Annotated in this window: 14 protein-coding genes; 7 read left to right on the forward strand and 7 right to left on the reverse strand. The window is 64.2% G+C overall.

Annotation, left to right across the window (positions count from 1 at the left end; translation table 11 throughout):
* Positions 1-80: 80 nt before the first annotated feature.
* The 6 genes from FXB38_RS15160 to FXB38_RS15185 all read left to right on the forward strand — a co-directional run bounded on the left by FXB38_RS15160 (position 81) and on the right by FXB38_RS15185 (position 7,024).
* Entirely contained in the window at positions 81-1,871 is a 1,791-nt protein-coding gene (locus tag FXB38_RS15160; RefSeq protein WP_148751660.1) for a peptide ABC transporter substrate-binding protein, read from the forward strand.
* A gap of 29 nt (positions 1,872-1,900) precedes the next feature.
* On the forward strand, positions 1,901-2,860 hold the full coding sequence (locus FXB38_RS15165; protein WP_148751661.1) for an ABC transporter permease: 960 nt from the start codon (positions 1,901-1,903) through the stop codon (positions 2,858-2,860).
* Positions 2,826-3,743 carry an ABC transporter permease gene (locus FXB38_RS15170; RefSeq protein WP_148751662.1) on the forward strand — a complete coding sequence of 306 codons (918 nt, stop codon included), beginning with the start codon at positions 2,826-2,828 and terminating at the stop codon, positions 3,741-3,743. Before FXB38_RS15165 ends, FXB38_RS15170 begins: the two co-directional genes overlap by 35 nt.
* Positions 3,743-4,750, forward strand: a complete 1,008-nt coding sequence (locus FXB38_RS15175) for an ABC transporter ATP-binding protein (RefSeq protein WP_148751663.1) — start codon at positions 3,743-3,745, stop codon at positions 4,748-4,750. The genes FXB38_RS15170 and FXB38_RS15175 overlap by 1 nt, the downstream gene beginning before the upstream one ends.
* On the forward strand, positions 4,747-5,715 hold the full coding sequence (locus FXB38_RS15180; protein ID WP_148751664.1) for an ABC transporter ATP-binding protein: 969 nt from the start codon (positions 4,747-4,749) through the stop codon (positions 5,713-5,715). The genes FXB38_RS15175 and FXB38_RS15180 overlap by 4 nt, the downstream gene beginning before the upstream one ends.
* A 64-nt stretch (positions 5,716-5,779) precedes the next feature.
* Positions 5,780-7,024, forward strand: a complete 1,245-nt coding sequence (locus FXB38_RS15185; protein ID WP_246229907.1) for an MFS transporter — start codon at positions 5,780-5,782, stop codon at positions 7,022-7,024.
* Between the two features lie 52 nt (positions 7,025-7,076).
* Here the strand turns inward: FXB38_RS15185 and FXB38_RS15190 are convergent, their stop codons facing one another.
* The 7 genes from FXB38_RS15190 to FXB38_RS15220 all read right to left on the reverse strand — a co-directional run bounded on the left by FXB38_RS15190 (position 7,077) and on the right by FXB38_RS15220 (position 15,555).
* The gene (locus tag FXB38_RS15190; RefSeq protein ID WP_187434891.1) at positions 7,077-8,981 is read right to left on the reverse strand and encodes a sensor domain-containing diguanylate cyclase; all 1,905 of its coding nucleotides are present in this window, start codon (positions 8,979-8,981) and stop codon (positions 7,077-7,079) included.
* 181 nt (positions 8,982-9,162) lie between these two features.
* Complete coding sequence (locus FXB38_RS15195) at positions 9,163-9,384, reverse strand: dodecin (protein WP_148751666.1); 222 nt, start codon at positions 9,382-9,384, stop codon at positions 9,163-9,165.
* 174 nt (positions 9,385-9,558) lie between these two features.
* Entirely contained in the window at positions 9,559-10,809 is a 1,251-nt protein-coding gene (locus tag FXB38_RS15200; RefSeq protein WP_148751667.1) for a glycosyltransferase family 87 protein, read from the reverse strand.
* Between the two features lie 329 nt (positions 10,810-11,138).
* Positions 11,139-11,696 (reverse strand): HNH endonuclease, encoded by a 558-nt coding sequence (locus FXB38_RS15205; RefSeq protein ID WP_148751668.1) that lies wholly within the window; start codon positions 11,694-11,696, stop codon positions 11,139-11,141.
* A gap of 183 nt (positions 11,697-11,879) precedes the next feature.
* Positions 11,880-12,857 (reverse strand): peptidyl-alpha-hydroxyglycine alpha-amidating lyase family protein, encoded by a 978-nt coding sequence (locus tag FXB38_RS15210; RefSeq protein WP_148751669.1) that lies wholly within the window; start codon positions 12,855-12,857, stop codon positions 11,880-11,882.
* A 14-nt stretch (positions 12,858-12,871) separates the two neighbouring features.
* A complete protein-coding gene (locus FXB38_RS15215) occupies positions 12,872-14,665 on the reverse strand; it encodes a flavin-containing monooxygenase (protein ID WP_148751671.1) in 1,794 nt (597 codons plus the stop codon).
* A 242-nt stretch (positions 14,666-14,907) separates the two neighbouring features.
* On the reverse strand, positions 14,908-15,555 hold the full coding sequence (locus FXB38_RS15220; protein WP_148751672.1) for a DNA-3-methyladenine glycosylase family protein: 648 nt from the start codon (positions 15,553-15,555) through the stop codon (positions 14,908-14,910).
* Between the two features lie 147 nt (positions 15,556-15,702).
* Here FXB38_RS15220 and gluQRS point away from each other — a divergent pair, with 147 nt between their 5' ends.
* Positions 15,703-16,575, forward strand: coding sequence for a tRNA glutamyl-Q(34) synthetase GluQRS (gluQRS, locus tag FXB38_RS15225; RefSeq protein WP_148751674.1), 873 nt, complete (start codon positions 15,703-15,705; stop codon positions 16,573-16,575).
* The last annotated feature ends 46 nt before the right edge of the window (positions 16,576-16,621 follow it).

The following is a 16,621-nucleotide window of genomic DNA, read 5'->3' on the forward strand; positions in this document are numbered from 1 at the left end:
GTGCCATCTACCGCCAGCCAAAACCCGGCGGCCGCCCCGCGGCCGCCTGCATCCATACGGGAACCAGACGGGGGACAACCATGCTGGATAAAGAACTGCGTTCGATGATCGGTGACGTGAAGGACGGGCGGATGGATCGCCGTGCCTTCATCCAGCGCCTCGCTGCCGTCGGCCTCACCGCGCCCCTGGCAAACCAGATCCTCGCCATCGGCGGCGTCGCCATGGCCCAGAGCCCGTCTCCCTATCCTCCGACCAAGCGCGGCGGTGGTGGCCCGCTCAAGCTGCTGTGGTGGCAGGGACCGACGCTGCTCAATCCGCATTTCGCCACCGGCACCAAGGATCAGGACGGTTCGCGTCTCTTCTATGAGCCGCTCGCAAGCTGGGACGTCGACGGCCACCTCAATCCGATCCTTGCCGCCGAAATCCCGTCGATCAAGAATGGCGGCCTGTCCGCCGATGCGAAGACCGTGATCTGGAAGCTCAAGCCCGGCGTGAAATGGCACGACGGCAAGCCCGTCACGGCCGACGACCTCGTGTTCAACTGGGAATATGCCAGCGACCCCGCCACTGCGGCGGTTTCGAGCGGTCCCTATAGCGACCTCACTGTCGAGAAGATCGACGACCTCACCATCCGCATCACGTTCAAGAATCCGACGCCGTTCTGGGCCAACGCCTTCGTCGGTGCCTATGGCTGCATCATCCCGAAACATCTGTTCGCCGAATACAAGGGCGGCAAGTCGCGCGAGGCCCCGAACAATCTGAAGCCGGTCGGCACCGGTCCCTACAAGTTCGTCGAGTTCAAGCCGGGCGATCTGGTGCGCGGCGAGATCAATCTCGATTACCACATGGCCAACCGGCCGTTCTTCGACAGCATCGAAATGAAGGGCGGCGGTGACGCGGTCTCAGCGGCGCGTGCCGTGATTCAGACCGGCGAATATGATTTCGCCTGGAACATGCAGGTGGAGGACGAGGTCCTGCTGCGCCTGGAGAAGGGCGGCAAGGGCAAGACGCTCTATGCCGTCGGCGGCGACATCGAGTTCATCGCCATCAACTTCACCGATCCCAACACCGAGGTCGACGGCGAGCGTTCGTCGTTGAAGACCAAGCATCCGACCCTGTCGGACCCCGCGGTGCGCCAGGCGCTCGCGCTGCTGGTCGATCGCGACTCGATCAAGAAGGCGATCTACGGCCGCGCCGGCCGCGCCACCGCGAACTACCTTAATGGTCCCGACGACTTCGTGTCCAAGAACACCAAATGGGAATTCAGCGTCGAGAAGGCGATCGCGCTGCTCGAGAAGGCCGGCTGGAAGGCCGGCGCCGACGGCATCCGCGAGAAGGACGGCAAGAAACTGAAGTTCGTCTACCAGACCTCGATCAACGGTCCGCGCCAGAAGACCCAGGCGATCGTCAAGCAGGCCTGCCAGAAGGCCGGCATCGACGTCGAGCTGAAATCGGTCGTCGCCTCGGTGTTCTTCTCCTCCGACGTCGCCAACCCCGACACCTATTCCAAGTTCTACGCCGACATCGAGATGTTCCAGATCCCGATGACGCAGCCCGATCCGGGCCTCCATATGCGCCGCTACCATTCGCGCAACCTGGCCACCAAGGAGAACAAGTGGCAGGGGCAGAACTTCCCGCGCTGGGTCAACAAGGATTTCGATGCCGCGGTTGACGCCGCCGACACCGAGACCGATCCGGTCAAGCGAGCTGCGCTCTACATCAAGTGCAATGATCTGATGTGGCAGGACACCGTCGTCATTCCTGTGATGCACCGTCTCGCGGTGGAGGCTGCGAGCAACACGCTTCGTCCGGCGCTGTCAGGCTGGGCCAACCAAACCGACAATCTGCAGGACTGGTACCGAGAGGGCTGAGGACGGACGTTGAGGCGGATTATTCGCGCATGAGTCAATACGTCCTGCGTCGTCTGATGATCGCGATTCCGAGCCTGCTCGGAATCTCGCTCGTGCTGTTCGTCGTCCTGGCGCTCGCGCCGGGCGATCCCTTCAGCGAGCTTGCGACCAATCCGAACGTGCCGCCCGAAGTGCAACAGGCGCTTCGGGCCAGGTTCGGCCTCGACGATCCGATCTATCTCCGCTATTTGCACTGGCTCAACGCCATGCTGCACGGCGACTGGGGCTTCTCCTTTGTCAGCCGGATGAACGTGGACACGCTCATCCTCCAGCGCCTGCCGGCCACGCTCTACGTGATCGGCTCGGCGCAGATCCTGGCGCTGCTGATTGCGATTCCCGTCGGCGTTTATGCGGCGACGAAGCCCTATTCGCTGTTCGACCAGATCGCGAACACGCTCGCTTTCGTCGGCTTCTCGCTGCCGACCTTCTTCACCGGCATCCTGTTCATCCTGATCTTCTCGGTCACGCTGGATTGGCTGCCCTTCGTCTACACCACCGACATCAAGGCCACGGGCATCCATTATGTGCTCGAAATGATCCGGCAGGCGATCATGCCGGTGGCGGTGCTGGGGCTGTTCCAGGCGGCGTCGATGACGCGCTTCGTGCGCTCGGCGATGCTCGACGTGATCCGGCTCGACTACGTCACCACGGCGCGCGCCAAGGGCCTCGGGCAGGCCAATGTCATCGTCAAGCATGTGATGCGCAACGCCATGATTCCGGTGGTCACGCTGATCGCGCTGCAGATGCCTGCGGTGTTCGGCGGCGCCATCGTCACCGAGCAGATCTTCCGCATTCCCGGCATCGGTTCGCTGCTGATCTCCTCCATTCTCTCCAATGACACCCCGGTCGTGATGGCCGTGACCTTCGTGTTCGCCTGTCTGGTGGTGCTCTTCAATCTCATCGCGGATGTGCTGTATGGCTGGCTTGACCCTCGCATCTCCCTCCGCTGAGCGGGGCGTCTACTCGCCCTGGCGCGAGACGTGGCGGCGCTTCAGCCGGCACAAGCTCGCCGTCGTCAGCGCGTTTCTGCTTCTCATCCTGATTCTTGCGGTGGTGATCGGTCCCTTCATCTGGCGTGTTTCGATCAACGACATCGATATCGTGGCGGGCATGCAAGGCCCGTCGCTGGCTCATCCGTTCGGCACCGACGATCTCGGTCAGGATATTCTGGCGCGCATGATTTATGGCGGCCGCATCTCGCTCGCGGTTGGGCTCGCCGCGATGCTGGTGTCGGTGTTCATCGGCACGCTGGTCGGCGCGCTCGCCGGCATGTCGCGCGGCGCGCTCGGGCACGGATTGATGTGGCTCACCGACCTCTTTCTGTCGCTGCCGCAGCTGCCGCTGCTCCTCCTGCTGATTTATCTGTTCCGCGACGGGTTGAAGCAGGTGTTCGGCCCCGAGGGCGGCATTTTCATCCTGATCGTCCTCGTGATCGGCGGTTTGCGCTGGATGCCGGTGGCGCGCCTGGTGCGTGCGCAGTTCCTGTCGATCCGCGAGAAGGAGTTCGTCGAGGCCGCGCGTGCACTCGGTGCGAGCCCGGTGCGGCAGGTGGTGAAGCACATCCTGCCCAATGCGCTTGGTCCGGTGATCATCGCCGGCACCATCGACGTTGCCGCCGCGATCATCGCGGAATCGACGCTGTCCTTCCTCGGCCTCGGCTTTCCGCCGGATACCCCGACCTGGGGCCGGCTGCTGTACGATGCCAAGGACTTCCTCGACATCGGCCCGCACTGGGCCTTGTTTCCGGGCGGCGCGATCTTCATCACGGTGGTCGCCATCAACTTCATCGGCGACGGTCTGCGTGACGCGCTCGATGCGCGACGGGTGATCTGATGGCGCCGCTGCTCGAGATCAAAGGTCTCAAGACCCACTTCTCCACCGACGACGGCATCCTGCAGGCCGTCGATGGCGTCGACATCACCATCAACAGGGGCGAGACGCTCTGCGTCGTCGGCGAGTCCGGTTGCGGCAAGACCGTCACCGCGATGTCGATCCTGAAGCTGATCGCGATGCCGCCGGGCCGCATCGCGGCCGGCGAGATCATCTTCGAGGGCCGGGATCTGGTGCCGCTGACGAGCAACCAGCTCGACGAGATCCGGGCCAAGGAGATCGGCTTCATCTTCCAGGAGCCGATGACCTCGCTCAATCCGGTGCTGACGGTCGGCGAGCAGATCGCCGAGAGCCTGCGCCGCCACGAGAACGTCACGAGGAAGCAGGCACTCGAGCGCACCATCGAGATGCTGAAGCTGGTCCAGATCCCCAACGCCGAAGGCCGCGTGCACAATTATCCGCACCAGTTCTCGGGCGGCATGCGCCAGCGCGTGATGATCGCGATGGCACTGGCCTGCAAGCCCAAGCTGATCATCGCCGACGAGCCGACCACCGCGCTCGACGTCACCATCCAGGCGCAGATCCTCGACCTGCTCCAGGACATGAAAGAGCGCTTCGGCATGGCGGTGATGCTGATCACCCATGCCATGGGTGTCGTCGCCGAGACGGCGCAGCGTGTCGTCGTGATGTATGCCGGCAAGGTGGTGGAGGAGGCGGATGTCGACGCTCTCTTCGCCGATCCGCGCCATCCCTACACGCAGGGCCTGATCCGCTCGATCCCGCGCATCGATCTCGACAGCGAGCACAAGACGCGGCTCGAGGCGATCGGCGGCTCGGTGCCGATCCTGATCAATCCGCCGGTCGGCTGCCGCTTCGCGCCGCGCTGCAAGTTTGCCATGGACGTCTGCACCGAGAAGGAGCCGCTGCTGCGCCAGATCGCGCCCGGCCATCGCATGGCTTGCCATCTGGGAGATGTGCAGTTGGGAGACGCGGCAGGAGCACTGGCATGAGCGAATCCCTGCTCCGCGTCAGCGGCCTGAAGAAATATTTCCCCGTGCTTGGCGGGCTGTTGTCGCGCCAGGTCGGCACCGTCTATGCGGTCGACGGCGTGTCGTTCTCGGTCAATCGCGGCGAGACGCTCGGTCTCGTCGGCGAATCCGGTTGCGGCAAGTCGACGACCGGGCGTTGCGTGCTGCGCCTGATCGAGCCGACCGATGGTGAGGTCGTGTTCGACGGCCAGGACGTCGGCAAGCTAGGCGGCAACGACCTGCGCGCGATGCGGCGGAACATGCAGCTCGTGTTCCAGGATCCGTTCGCCTCGCTCAATCCGCGCATGACGGTCGGCGCCATTCTCGGCGAAGCCCTCGTTATTCATAAGCTCGGGTCGTCGGCCAAGGAGCGTGAGGATCGCGTCGCAAGCCTGCTCGTGAAGGTCGGCCTCAAGGCCGAGCACATGCGCCGCTACCCGCACGAATTCTCCGGCGGCCAGCGCCAGCGCATCGTGATCGCGCGTGCGCTCGCGGTCGAACCGAAGCTGATCGTCTGCGACGAGCCGGTGTCCGCGCTCGACGTCTCGATTCAGGCGCAGGTCATCAACCTCCTGGAAGATCTCCAGGCCGAGTTGAACCTCACCTATCTCTTCGTCGCGCACGACCTTTCGGTGGTCGAGCACATTTCGGACCGCGTCGCGGTGATGTATCTCGGCCGCATCGTCGAGCTGGCGAAGGCGAGCGACCTCTATCGCAATCCGCAGCATCCCTACACCAAGGCGCTGCTCTCCGCCGTTCCGGTGCCCGATCCCAAGCTCAAGCGCAACCGCATCCGTCTCAAGGGCGACGTGCCGAGCCCGATGAAGCCGCCGGCAGGCTGTCACTTCCACACCCGTTGCCCGATCGCCCAGCCACGCTGCGCGGAAAGCGCGCCGGAACTGAAGGAAGGCGCAGGCGGGCACTTCGTGGCGTGCCATCTGGCCTGAGGTGCGCGGTGCATAGGTCGTCGGAGGCCTTGATCCCAAGGGACCGGCCGGCGTAGGGGAGCGCATGAGCCAGGTACAGGATGTAACTCTCGGCGCGGTTGATACGGACCGTGCGACGGATGCGGAAGCGCGCAGGGCGCTGTGGGGATCGGCGCTCGGCTATGCCATGGATGGGTTCGACCTCCTCATCCTCGGCTTCATGCTGACGGCGATTTCGAAAGACCTTCATTTCACCCAGCCGCAGGCGGCCTCGCTGGTGACGGGAACGCTGGTCGGCGCGGTCGTTGGCGGCTTGGTCTTTGGCATGTTGTCGGACCGGGTCGGCCGCGTGCGGGTTCTGACCTGGAGCATCGTCCTGTTCGCGGTTTTCACCGGCCTGTGTGCGCTGGCCCAGGGCTATTGGGACCTGCTGACCTACCGGGCCATCGCCGGCATCGGCCTCGGCGGCGAATTCGGCATTGGCATGGCCCTGGTGGCCGAGGCCTGGCCCGCGAGCAAGCGGGCGCGGGCAACGTCCTATGTTGGGCTTGGCTGGCAGTTCGGCGTGCTGACGGCGGCGCTGGTGACGCCGGTGCTGTTGCCGATCATTGGCTGGCGCGGGATGTTTGCACTCGGCGTGTTTCCGGCGGTGGTCGCTTACGTCATCCGGCGCAAGCTGCACGAACCGGACGTCTTCATCGCGCACAAGGCGAATGCGGCGAATACCGGCTCGTCACTTCACGCGCTCGTCGCCGATGCGGAGACGATCCGGATCGGCATCGGCATGATCATTCTCTGCTCGGTGCAGAATTTCGGCTATTACGGCATCATGATCTGGCTGCCGAACTATCTCTCGACGCGGTTCGGCTACGGCCTGACACAATCGGCGCTCTGGACATCAGTCACCATCGCCGGCATGGCGCTCGGCATCTTCCTGTTCGGTCATGCGGCTGATCGTTTCGGCCGCCGTGCGGCGTTTCTGACCTACATGCTGGGCGCGGCCGTCATGGTGGTGGTCTATTCGCAACTGACGAGTGCTGGTGCGCTGCTGATCGGCGGAGCTGCGATGGGCTTCTTCGTCAACGGCATGCTCGGCGGCTACGGCGCGCTGATGAGCGAGCTTTATCCGACCGCGGCGCGCGCCACTGCGCAGAACGTGTTCTTCAATATCGGTCGCGCCGTTGCCGGCTTCGGTCCGCTGGTCGTCGGCATCGTCAGTGTCGCTTACGGCTTCCCGACCGCAATCGCAGGCCTTGCACTGCTCTACCTCATCGACATCGCGGCGTTGCTCGCGCTCATCCCGGAGCGGCGCGGCGTCGATCTCGCCTGACGGAGCAGCCCGTTCGCCCGCGTTGGCCATGCCCGGAGAGTGATGGATCCCGTCATGCGCTCTTGGCGGGCCAGGGGACGACCTGCCCCGCCATCACGAGCCGGTCACGACCGCTGTCCTTGGCGGCGTAGAGCGCGCGGTCGGCAGCTGCGATCAGCGTGCTGCAGTCCGTCGCGATCTGGGACGGGAAACTCGTCGCGGCGCCGACGCTGGCCGTCACCAGCCGGGAAGCCGGATTTTGCGCATGCGGCATGGCGAGATCGTGCAGCGCCTGGCGGACTCCTTCGCCGACATCTGCGCAGCCATCCGAGCCGGTGTTCGGCAGCAGAACGGCGAATTCCTCGCCGCCATAGCGCGCTGCGAGGTCGGCCGGGCGCCTGGCCTGTGTGGATAGGATCCGGCCCAGCGCCCGCAGGCACGCGTCGCCGGCCAAATGTCCGTAATGATCGTTGAACTTCTTGAAATGATCGACGTCGATCAGCAGAAGCGATAGCTGCGTGCCGTCGCGCCGGGCGCGCGCCCATTCGTCGGCCAGGCGTTCGTCGAATGCGCGCCGGTTGGCAAGGCCTGTGAGGCCGTCGGTCGTCGCAAGCGCGGCGAGCTTGTCCTGAAGGTCTTTCTGCTCGGTCATGTCGCGCATGACAGCGACGACGCCGTCGATCTCGCCAGTGTCCGAAGCCAGCGTCACGTGCAGTGCCGCCTCTGCCCAGATCTCGCCCTTGTCGCGATGGCGCTGGCGATAGACGAACCGCGCTTCCTCGGCTTCGCCGTTCTTCAGCGCGGCGATGGCCTGCTCGACCCGTTCCATGTCATCCGGGTGGATGCCGGCCAGAGCCGACGTGCCCAGCAGTTCCTCGGCGGGCCAGCCGGTGATGCGCACGCATGCGGGAGAGACGTAGAGCAGCCGGTTATCCAGCCCGATCCGGGTCACCATGTCGCTGGATTGCTCGGCCAGCAGGCGGAAATTTGCTTCCTTGGCGACGAGGACCTGTGCCATGCGTTGCCGCTGCGACAACTGACGGACCAGATAGAAGCCGATCATGGCGATCAGCAGCACGAGGCCGAGAACGAAGATCATGCGCGCGGCCGCTGCGTGTCGCCAGGGGGCGAGCACGTCGTCCTGCGACTTGCTCGCGAGCACCATCAGCGGATAGTGGCTGCTGCGCTGGTAGTAGCTCAGTCGCTGCACGCCATCGAGCGGCGATTTGAAATAGTAGACCGCCGCGGCGGGACGGCTTTCCCAGTCCCTGAACAAGGGCGCATTGGACAGGTCCCGTCCGACGAAACTTCCGCTCTCGTCACGGGTCCGCGCCAGCATGATGCCGGCGTTGTTGAGCAGCGATGCCGAACCATTCGGCCCGAAATCGAACCGCTCGTAGAATTTTGCGAAATAGGCGGTGTCGATCGTGAGCAGGACGACGCCGGCGAAGCTGCCGTCGGGATGGTCGATCCGGCGCGACGCCGTGATGATCCACTGACCGCCGGCGCGACTTTTGATGGGGCGGCCGATCAGCGTGCCCTTCTCCGGGGAGTCGCGGTGCTGCCGGAAATATTCGCGGTCGCTGTTGTTGAGTCCGGAGAAATTGACATGCTCAGTGGTGGCAAGCCAGCGGCCGGTCTCGTCATAGACGAAGATGCCGCGAATGCGCTCCGACGATTTGCGGGTCGGCAAATACGCCTGGAGCCTTGTGATCGTATCGGGGCCGGTCCCGTCGAGCTCGAGCCGGTGGACTAGTCCGACCAGGATCGTATCGGTGAGCTCGAACGTGTCGTCCGCGTGCTGGATCAGCGAATGCGCCAGATTGGTAACGTCGATCTCGGCGCTTCTGAGCTCCGCATCGCGCGTTTCCCATTCGCGCCAGACGCTCAAGCCCAAAATCGTCACGCAGATCAGTGCAACGAATCCCGCCGCCCAGAGCGGAAGGCGGGTCTTGCCGAGTTCGCGGCTCGTGACCATCGGGTTTGCTCCAATTCGGTGCAAACCTCTCACTTTGGCCTTAACGGCCCATTGCAACAACTGTGATGATTGCGCGGGGCCGTACTCAACCGGAGGGAGTTGTCGGCATTTCGATCCAGTTTCGTCGGCGGATGTTAACCACGGTTCCGCGGCGTGATGTCTTCACCTCGCGCTTGCCGCTTCACCCATCCAGCGTAAATCCGACGCGCAGCGTTACCTGGTAGTGGCGCACCGCGCCGTTCTCGATGTGGCCGCGTGTCTGCACCACCTCGAACCATTTCATCTCGCGCACGGTCTTGGATGCGCGGCCGACCGCGTTCTTGACCGCGTCCTCGATCGAAGTCTCGGACGATCCGACCAGTTCCAGGATCTTGTAGACATGATCCTTCTCGGCTGCCGGCATGGTGGGCCTCCCTCGGTTGCGCTGCGGCGTCAGCCGTCGCGGGGTCTTTGGTCTGAACGGGCGCGGGCCTTTCCGGTTCCGTCGCCCGCGATGGCCCGCATGCGCCAATCGCGGTGGAGCAGGCCGGGCTCGCCTGCCAAGCGCCAACGGACGTAATCGCTTCAGTGCGCGGAGCTATGCGGGCTCGCCATGCAGGCGGATGGCGGCAGGCTTGGCGTCGCGCAGCAGGCACCGCAGCAATATCGCGAGCACCGCCATGAGTGCGAAGCCGCCAACGGCCGGAGCCACGCGATTTTGCAGGTCGCTCGCGGTGACGTTCTCTGCGGACAGCCGGGCCGATTGCAGCAGCCCATAGGCGTTAGCCAGCAGGAGCAGGGCGTAGACCGCGCTGCGTTCGCGCGAGCTCGCCAGGCCGGCAAAGTCCGGAAGCAGCAGGGCAAGCCCGATCCCCACGATCGGCAGGTCATAGTCGTAGGCGTAGGGGCTGATCATCACGGAGACGACCGCGACGATGCCGAGCGCGAAGCGGGGAGACGGTCCGCGAGCAACCGCAAGTGCGACGGCGGCCAGCGCAAGACCTGCCATTGCCATCTGCCCCCAGAACGCGCCAGTGGCGGGGAGGCCAGCATTGTACAGGGCCGCATAGGCCGAGATCATCCGATACAGCTGGTAGCGGCCTTCCTCCAGAAAGCCTGCGGCTTCCCGGATGCTGCCGAGCCACGCGAGCCAGATTTGCGGACCGAAGGCGAGCGTGCAGAGGAGCGAGCTCGCGACCACCACGATCGCGGCGGTCAGCACCGCCGGCCAGCGGCGCGTCAACAGCATGTAGATGCCGGCCGCAACGGCCAGATGAGGCTTGATGACCATCAGGCCGAGCGTGATGCCGGCGAGCACCGGGCGCCGTTCCGCGTTAATGCAGATCAGCCCGATCAGCGCGCCGGTCAACAGGCCGTTCTGGCCGATAGCGATCGTGATCGCGATAGCCGGGAAAAACACGACGAGCACGAGCGCGAAGTTGTTTCCGGCGATGGCGCGGAGCGTCATCAGATAGGCCGCCAGCGTGACCGCCGTGAAGAGAAAATAGGCGACCCAGCCCGGAAGAAACGCGAGGGGCGCAAGCACCAGGTCGAATTGCGGCGGGTAGGTCCAGGGCATGACGTCGGCCGGGCCGCCGGCTGCCGCGAGCTGCATCTTCGTGAATGACGCGAATTGGTAGGTCAGGTCGAGATCCTCGAGCCAGATTCGTTGCGCCACGATGTGGAAGGCGGTGAAGTCGGGTGTCTGGTTGCCGTACCAGAGGCCGCCTTCGAAGAACCGGAAGGCCTTGAAGATCAGTATGGCTGCGAGGAGCGAGAGAATGACGCAGACATAGATCGTCCGCTTCCGTGGCGAGGCTTGAATCTGCTCCAGGGTTGCGGTGAGCATATATGACGACCTTACGGCGAGACTGCGCTTTGCAGCTCAGATTGCCGAGCGGGCCTTAAGGGACGGTAACGAACCGGAAAGGATTCCGGCTTTGGATCGCAATTTGCGGTCCGAAGCCGCCACCGGCCATCGTTAACGACAGGCTGAACGGACGGTTGGATCCGATAGCCCTGGAAATTACCGATTAAAGTCTTTGCGTATCAGGTGAAGCGAGCGGAGGACCGGTCCTCGCTCGGACTGCAACCGTGATCGCGAGGTCGTTTTGTGACGCGTCAACGGTTTCGACCGTTCGAACGGATCGAGTCCTAGCATAGCGCGACGAGCGAGCGCTACGGATCCAGCTCCGTATCCCAGTAGAGATAGTCCAGCCAGCTGTCGTGCAGGTAGTTCGGCGGAAACAGGCGGCCGTTGCGGTGGAGCTGGTGCACGGTCGGCGCGAAGGCGTGCTGGCGCGGAAACATCTTGGCCTGCGCCGGCGTGAGATTGCCCTTGCGCAGGTTACAGGGCGAGCACGCCGCGACCACGTTTTCCCAGGTGGTCTGGCCGCCTTTGCTGCGCGGGACGATGTGATCGAAGGTGAGGTCTTCGGGCGAGCCACAATACTGGCAGGCGAAACGATCGCGCAGGAAGACGTTGAACCGGGTGAAGGCGGGATGCGTGGTCGGCTTGACGAAGGATTTGAGCGAAACCACGCTCGGCAGCTGCATTTGCAGCGTGGGGCTGTGAACCGCCTGATCGTAATGCGCTACGATATTGACGCGATCGAGGAACACCGCCTTGATCGCGTCCTGCCACGACCACAGAGACAGTGGGTAGTAACTCAGCGGCCGGAAGTCCGCGTTGAGGACCAGCACCGGCCAACTGCCTTGCGAGACATGTGCGTTCAAGTAACGCTCCCGGCCTCCAATATACGCTGCGAAGCAGCATGTATTGACATACTACATGCAGCGTGACGGGATTGTGAAGCCCGTTGAGCGACTTATTCAGGCGCAAGCAATACGGCGGCGGGGTGGCAGATGCTCAAAAACGCCGCGATTTGGGGAGGCCGTGCCCCGGAATGATGGGCTGGGCTACTCCTGCACCCGCTCCAGCTTCTGCAAGCACCGCGTCGCGCGGACCGCGGCCGGCATCTCCTCGTCCGGAAAGCTCGTCTTCCAGTCGGTGACGCCGACTTCGCCGACATAGATATCGCCCTTCGAATCCAGCGCGATGCCATGTGGTGCCAGAAACTTTCCGCTGGCGACACCCGGGCCTTGCTCGCCGCCGAGCCGCGCGATGCGCTTTCCCGTGGCGTCCACGATCGACAGCCGCGGGCCGAGATTGGGCACCTTGCGATTGACGGCCATGCCGGGGCCGAGCTCGCCGATGACGAAGGTCGGGCTCTTGCCCCCGCCGCAGCAGCACAGCGCACAGGGGCGGTGCAGATTGTTCCACTGCGTCTCGTACTTGCCCTCGCCGTTGAACACCTGCACGCGATGGTTCTCGCGATCGGCGACATAGACCCAGCCATCGGCATCGGTGGCGATGTTGTGCACGATGTTGAACTGGCCGGGATCCGTGCCCGGCTCGCCCCAGCTTTTGATAAGCTTGCCGTCGGGCGTGTATTTGTGCACGCGGGCATTGCCATAGCCGTCGGAGACGTAGATCTCGCCCTTCGGCGACAGCGCGGTGTGGGTGCATCGATGGAACGGCTCGCCGCTCATGAATGGCGCAGGCTTTGCGGGAATGCCGATCGTCAGCAGCACCTTGCCGTCGGTGGTGCATTTGCGCACGGTGTGGTCGCCGTCATCGGTGCAGTAGAGATTGTCGTCGGCATCGATGTGCAGCCCGTGCGCGCGCGAGAACAGGCCTTCGCCAAAGCTGCGCAGGAAATTGCCCTCGCGGTCGAGCACCACCATCGGATGGGCGCCGCGGTTGAAGACATAGACGCGATCCTTGCTGTCGACCGCCACCGAGGCGACGTCGGTGAGCTGCCAGCCGTTGGGAAGCTTCGCGAAATTTTCGACGACGCGGTAGCGGTGTTCGCCGGTGCCGAGAATCGCTGGCATGTGTTGTCCCCTCTTCAGTTGCCTCTGTCGTGCTCGTTTGCAGCCGCGGCCCGTCCCAAAATCCCCTCCTCGATCGCCTTGATCTGCAGCGCGAGAAATTTCGAGTTGATCCGGCACTGCGCGAGGCTGCCGGCGATGAACCACAGGCCGGGCTGCCCGGTGCGCGCATACATGTTGCGCAGCTCGAAACCATCGCCAAAGCCCCAGACCGGGCCGATACGGTCGGCGACGCCGTCGCCGAACAGCTTTCGCACGAGGTATTCCTGTGGCTTGTAGCCGGTCGAGAGCACGATGAGATCGGCTGCGATGGTCGTGCCATCATTCAGCTGCGCGCCATCGGCCGTGAAGCCGTCGATGTCCTCGAATTGCTTCAGCTCGATCGCGCCTTCGACGATCAGGTTGGAGCAGCCGACGTTGAAGTAATAGCCGCCGCCGCGGGTGAGGTATTTGAACTGCCAGCCGGTGCCGGCCTCGCCGAAGTCGAGCTTGAAGCCGACGCGGCGCAGTCCGTCGAGCAGCTCCTTGTCGAGTTCCTTCGACTGTTCCGTCAGCATCACATGGGTCTTCTTCGCCAGCGGCGTCGGCATCGATGTCGCGATCAGATCGTTGTCCTCGAGCGTGCCCTCATTGTAGATCGCATAGGCCAGCTGTGCCGACGGCTCGATATTGGTGACCAGCGTCGGCGAACGCTGCACCAGCGTCACCTTGGCGCCACTGGAATGAAGATCCTGCGCGATGTCGTGACCGCTGTTGCCGGTGCCGATGACGATGGCGCGCTTGCCGTGCCAGTTCTCGCCGTCCTCGTAGCGGCTGGAATGCAGCAGCGTGCCCTTGAAACGATCGAGAGTCGGAATATCAGGCACGTTAGCGATGCCGCTGACTCCGGTTGCCATGATCACATGACGCGGATGCATGGTGCGCTTGCTGCCGTCGGTGCGGCGCAGCGTCACCGTCCAGCGTCCCTTGGCCTCGTCATAGGCGCCGCCTTCGAATTCGGTGCCGGTCCAGAAGTTCAGCTCCATCGCGTCGACGTAAGCTTCGAACCAGTTCGCGAGCTTGTCCTTGGGGATGTAGGTCGGCCAGCTCGGCGGGAACGGCATGTAGGGCAGGTGATTGACCTGCACCTGGTTGTGCAGGGTGAGCGCGTGATAGCGCTTGCGCCAATTATCGCCGACCCGCGTCTCGCGATCGACGATCAGCGTGTCGATCTGCAACTGCTTCAGCCGCGCCGCGATCGCGAGCCCGGCCTGGCCGCCGCCAACCACCAGTACGGCGGGATCACGATCGGAATAGTCGCGCGAGGCCTTGCGCAAGTCGAGCCAGTTCGGCCCGCGGAAATTGCGCGAATAGGCCTGGCCGCGCGGTCGCGACGTGCCGAGCTGTTCCTCAAAACCTTTGAGCTCGTCGAGCGCGGTAAGTAGCGTCCACGCCGTCAAACGATCGCCGTCGGCGGCATCGGGCACGAGCCGCAAGATGCCGCTGCCGCGCCCCTGCGCGGTCTCGAAATTGAAGATCGCCTCGATATTGTTTGTGCCGGCACGTGTCACCCAGCGCGGCGCTGCGCGGTTCGTGGCGATCCTGAGATTGCTCGGCGCCGCATTGGGTGCGAGGCCGGTCAATGCTCGAGCGACGTTATCGCGTCCGGCGATGGTTTGTAGATTCCAGCTTAGTGCCAGCACATCGCGCCAGAAACATTCGGCGACGAACATGCGGTCGAGAGCAGCGCGATCGGATCGAGCAAGCGTGCGCTCGAATTCGTCCAGCCAGGCTTGCGCGGAGACGGAAATATCCTTCGTCTTGTCCAGCATACGCGACCTCGTGCCGTCTTCGCGGCGTTTCCTCTGGCGTTTCCTCTGAGGTCGGACGCTATACTGGTTCAGTCGATGTCGAAAGCGCGTTACCCGAGCAGCGAGAGCATGTGGCTCTGCTCGGGCGGAATGCGCCTCATGTTGTTGGCGGCGAAATCCCGGCTTGTGACTGTGCCGGCATCTCGTTGACCACGCACGCGTCGTTGCAACAGCAACATAGCTTTAAACGCTGTTCGGCGGCCTCACGCCGAAAGCACGCCCTCGCGCTTTTTCACCGCGCGGTAATAGCTCCACCACAGATGCGCGGCAGCACCACGGAACGGACGCCAGGGCTCGGCGAGCGGCGCCATCTGCTTTTCCGTCGGCCGTGCCTGAAGGCCGAGGCCAATCTTGATGCCCTCCTGCACGGCGAGGTCGCCGGCCGGCCAGGCATCGCCATGGCCGAGGCAAAACAGGAGATAGACGTCCGCCGTCCAGGGCCCGATGCCGGGCAGCGAGATCAGCGTGTGATGCGCGGCATCCGCATCTTCTTCGGCGAGCACGTCGAGATTCACCCGCTCCGCGATGATCTCGCGCGCGAGATGTTTCAGTGTCTTGATCTTGGCGGCCGACAGGCCGAGCCGCCCCAGCCGGTCGGTGCGGGCACGGCGCACGGCCTCGTGGTCGAACGGATCGAAGGCGGCGGACAGGCGTCCCCAGATCGCCGCGGCGCTCGCGGTCGAGAGCTGCTGTCCACAGACGATATGGGCAAGTCCCGCAAACCCCGGCTCGCGCCGCCGTAACGCCGGCATGCCCGCGATCTCGAGCACCGGCTTCAGACGCGGATCGCGCTTGACCAGCGTATGGACGGCCTCTTCGAGATCGGACTGGGCTTCGAGGTGGATGGTCATTGTTGCCTAACTCGTGATGCGCGGGCTTGACCCGTGCATCCATCTCATATCGTAACAGGGTCTTGGAAGATGGATGGCCGGGTTATGGGCGAGCGGAAGCGACGCCGTCCTTAACGGCTATGCACGGCCATGACGAGATCTTTGCATATGCCGCCACCCGTTTTCCGATTTGCCCCCAGCCCGAACGGCCTCTTGCATCTCGGCCACGCCTATTCGGCGCTGCTCAATTTCGATCGCGCGCAGCAAACCGGCGGGCGGCTGCTGCTGCGGATCGAGGACATCGACGCGACGCGCTGCCGGCCGGAGTTCGAGACGGCGATTGATGAGGACCTCGCCTGGCTGGGGATCACCTGGGAGACGCCGGTGCGGCGGCAGTCGGAGCATCTCGCCGATTATCGCGCTGCGTTGGAAAAACTCGCCGCGCTCGGCCTCGTCTATCCCGCCTTCGAAAGCCGCGCCGAGATCGCCAGGCTCGTGGCTGCGCGCGAGGCCCATGGACCATGGCCGCGCGATCCCGACGGTGCACCGCTCTATCCCGGTGACGCGAAATCGCTGGCGGCCGGCGAGAGGTCGCATTTGATCGATACCGGCGCGGCTTACGCGTTGCGGCTCGACATGGCGGCCGCCTGCCGGCGCGTTGCCGGCCTGACCTGGAATGAGTTGGGTGAGGGCCCCGATGGCGAGCGCGGCACGGTCGCCGCACTGCCCGAGGCGTGGGGCGACGTGATCCTGGCCCGCAAGGAGACGCCGACCAGCTACCATCTGTCCGTCGTGGTCGACGACGCGCTCCAGGGTGTGAGCGAGATCGTGCGCGGCCAGGACCTGTTCCACGCCACCTCGGTCCACCGCCTGCTCCAGGCTCTGCTCGGCCTGCCTGAGCCCGCCTACCGCCACCACCCCCTGATTCGCGACGCCCACGGGCGGAAGCTGTCGAAATCGGACCGCTCGACCGGTCTGCGGGAGTTACGCGCTGCGGGCATCTCGCCCGCCGGTATCCGCACGTTCGTGGGATTAGGCTAAGTTTCTCTGGGGGTTAGCAAAACGCTGCCGTGACTCCAGGGGTTCC

Source organism: Bradyrhizobium cytisi, assembly GCF_008123515.1.
GTDB lineage: Bacteria > Pseudomonadota > Alphaproteobacteria > Rhizobiales > Xanthobacteraceae > Bradyrhizobium > Bradyrhizobium cytisi.

What these genes read in the sequence shown, in the direction of transcription:
- FXB38_RS15210 (WP_148751669.1), bottom strand. Translation starts at nt 12,857, where the DNA reads ATGCCAGCGATTCTCGGCACCGGCGAACACCGCTACCGCGTCGTCGAA.
- FXB38_RS15175 (WP_148751663.1), top strand. Translation starts at nt 3,743, where the DNA reads ATGGCGCCGCTGCTCGAGATCAAAGGTCTCAAGACCCACTTCTCCACC.
- FXB38_RS15190 (WP_187434891.1), bottom strand. Translation starts at nt 8,981, where the DNA reads ATGGTCACGAGCCGCGAACTCGGCAAGACCCGCCTTCCGCTCTGGGCG.
- FXB38_RS15180 (WP_148751664.1), top strand. Translation starts at nt 4,747, where the DNA reads ATGAGCGAATCCCTGCTCCGCGTCAGCGGCCTGAAGAAATATTTCCCC.
- FXB38_RS15200 (WP_148751667.1), bottom strand. Translation starts at nt 10,809, where the DNA reads ATGCTCACCGCAACCCTGGAGCAGATTCAAGCCTCGCCACGGAAGCGG.
- FXB38_RS15185 (WP_246229907.1), top strand. Translation starts at nt 5,780, where the DNA reads ATGAGCCAGGTACAGGATGTAACTCTCGGCGCGGTTGATACGGACCGT.
- FXB38_RS15215 (WP_148751671.1), bottom strand. Translation starts at nt 14,665, where the DNA reads ATGCTGGACAAGACGAAGGATATTTCCGTCTCCGCGCAAGCCTGGCTG.
- FXB38_RS15195 (WP_148751666.1), bottom strand. Translation starts at nt 9,384, where the DNA reads ATGCCGGCAGCCGAGAAGGATCATGTCTACAAGATCCTGGAACTGGTC.
- FXB38_RS15170 (WP_148751662.1), top strand. Translation starts at nt 2,826, where the DNA reads ATGGCTGGCTTGACCCTCGCATCTCCCTCCGCTGAGCGGGGCGTCTAC.
- gluQRS (WP_148751674.1), top strand. Translation starts at nt 15,703, where the DNA reads ATGCCGCCACCCGTTTTCCGATTTGCCCCCAGCCCGAACGGCCTCTTG.
- FXB38_RS15165 (WP_148751661.1), top strand. Translation starts at nt 1,901, where the DNA reads ATGAGTCAATACGTCCTGCGTCGTCTGATGATCGCGATTCCGAGCCTG.
- FXB38_RS15220 (WP_148751672.1), bottom strand. Translation starts at nt 15,555, where the DNA reads ATGACCATCCACCTCGAAGCCCAGTCCGATCTCGAAGAGGCCGTCCAT.
- FXB38_RS15160 (WP_148751660.1), top strand. Translation starts at nt 81, where the DNA reads ATGCTGGATAAAGAACTGCGTTCGATGATCGGTGACGTGAAGGACGGG.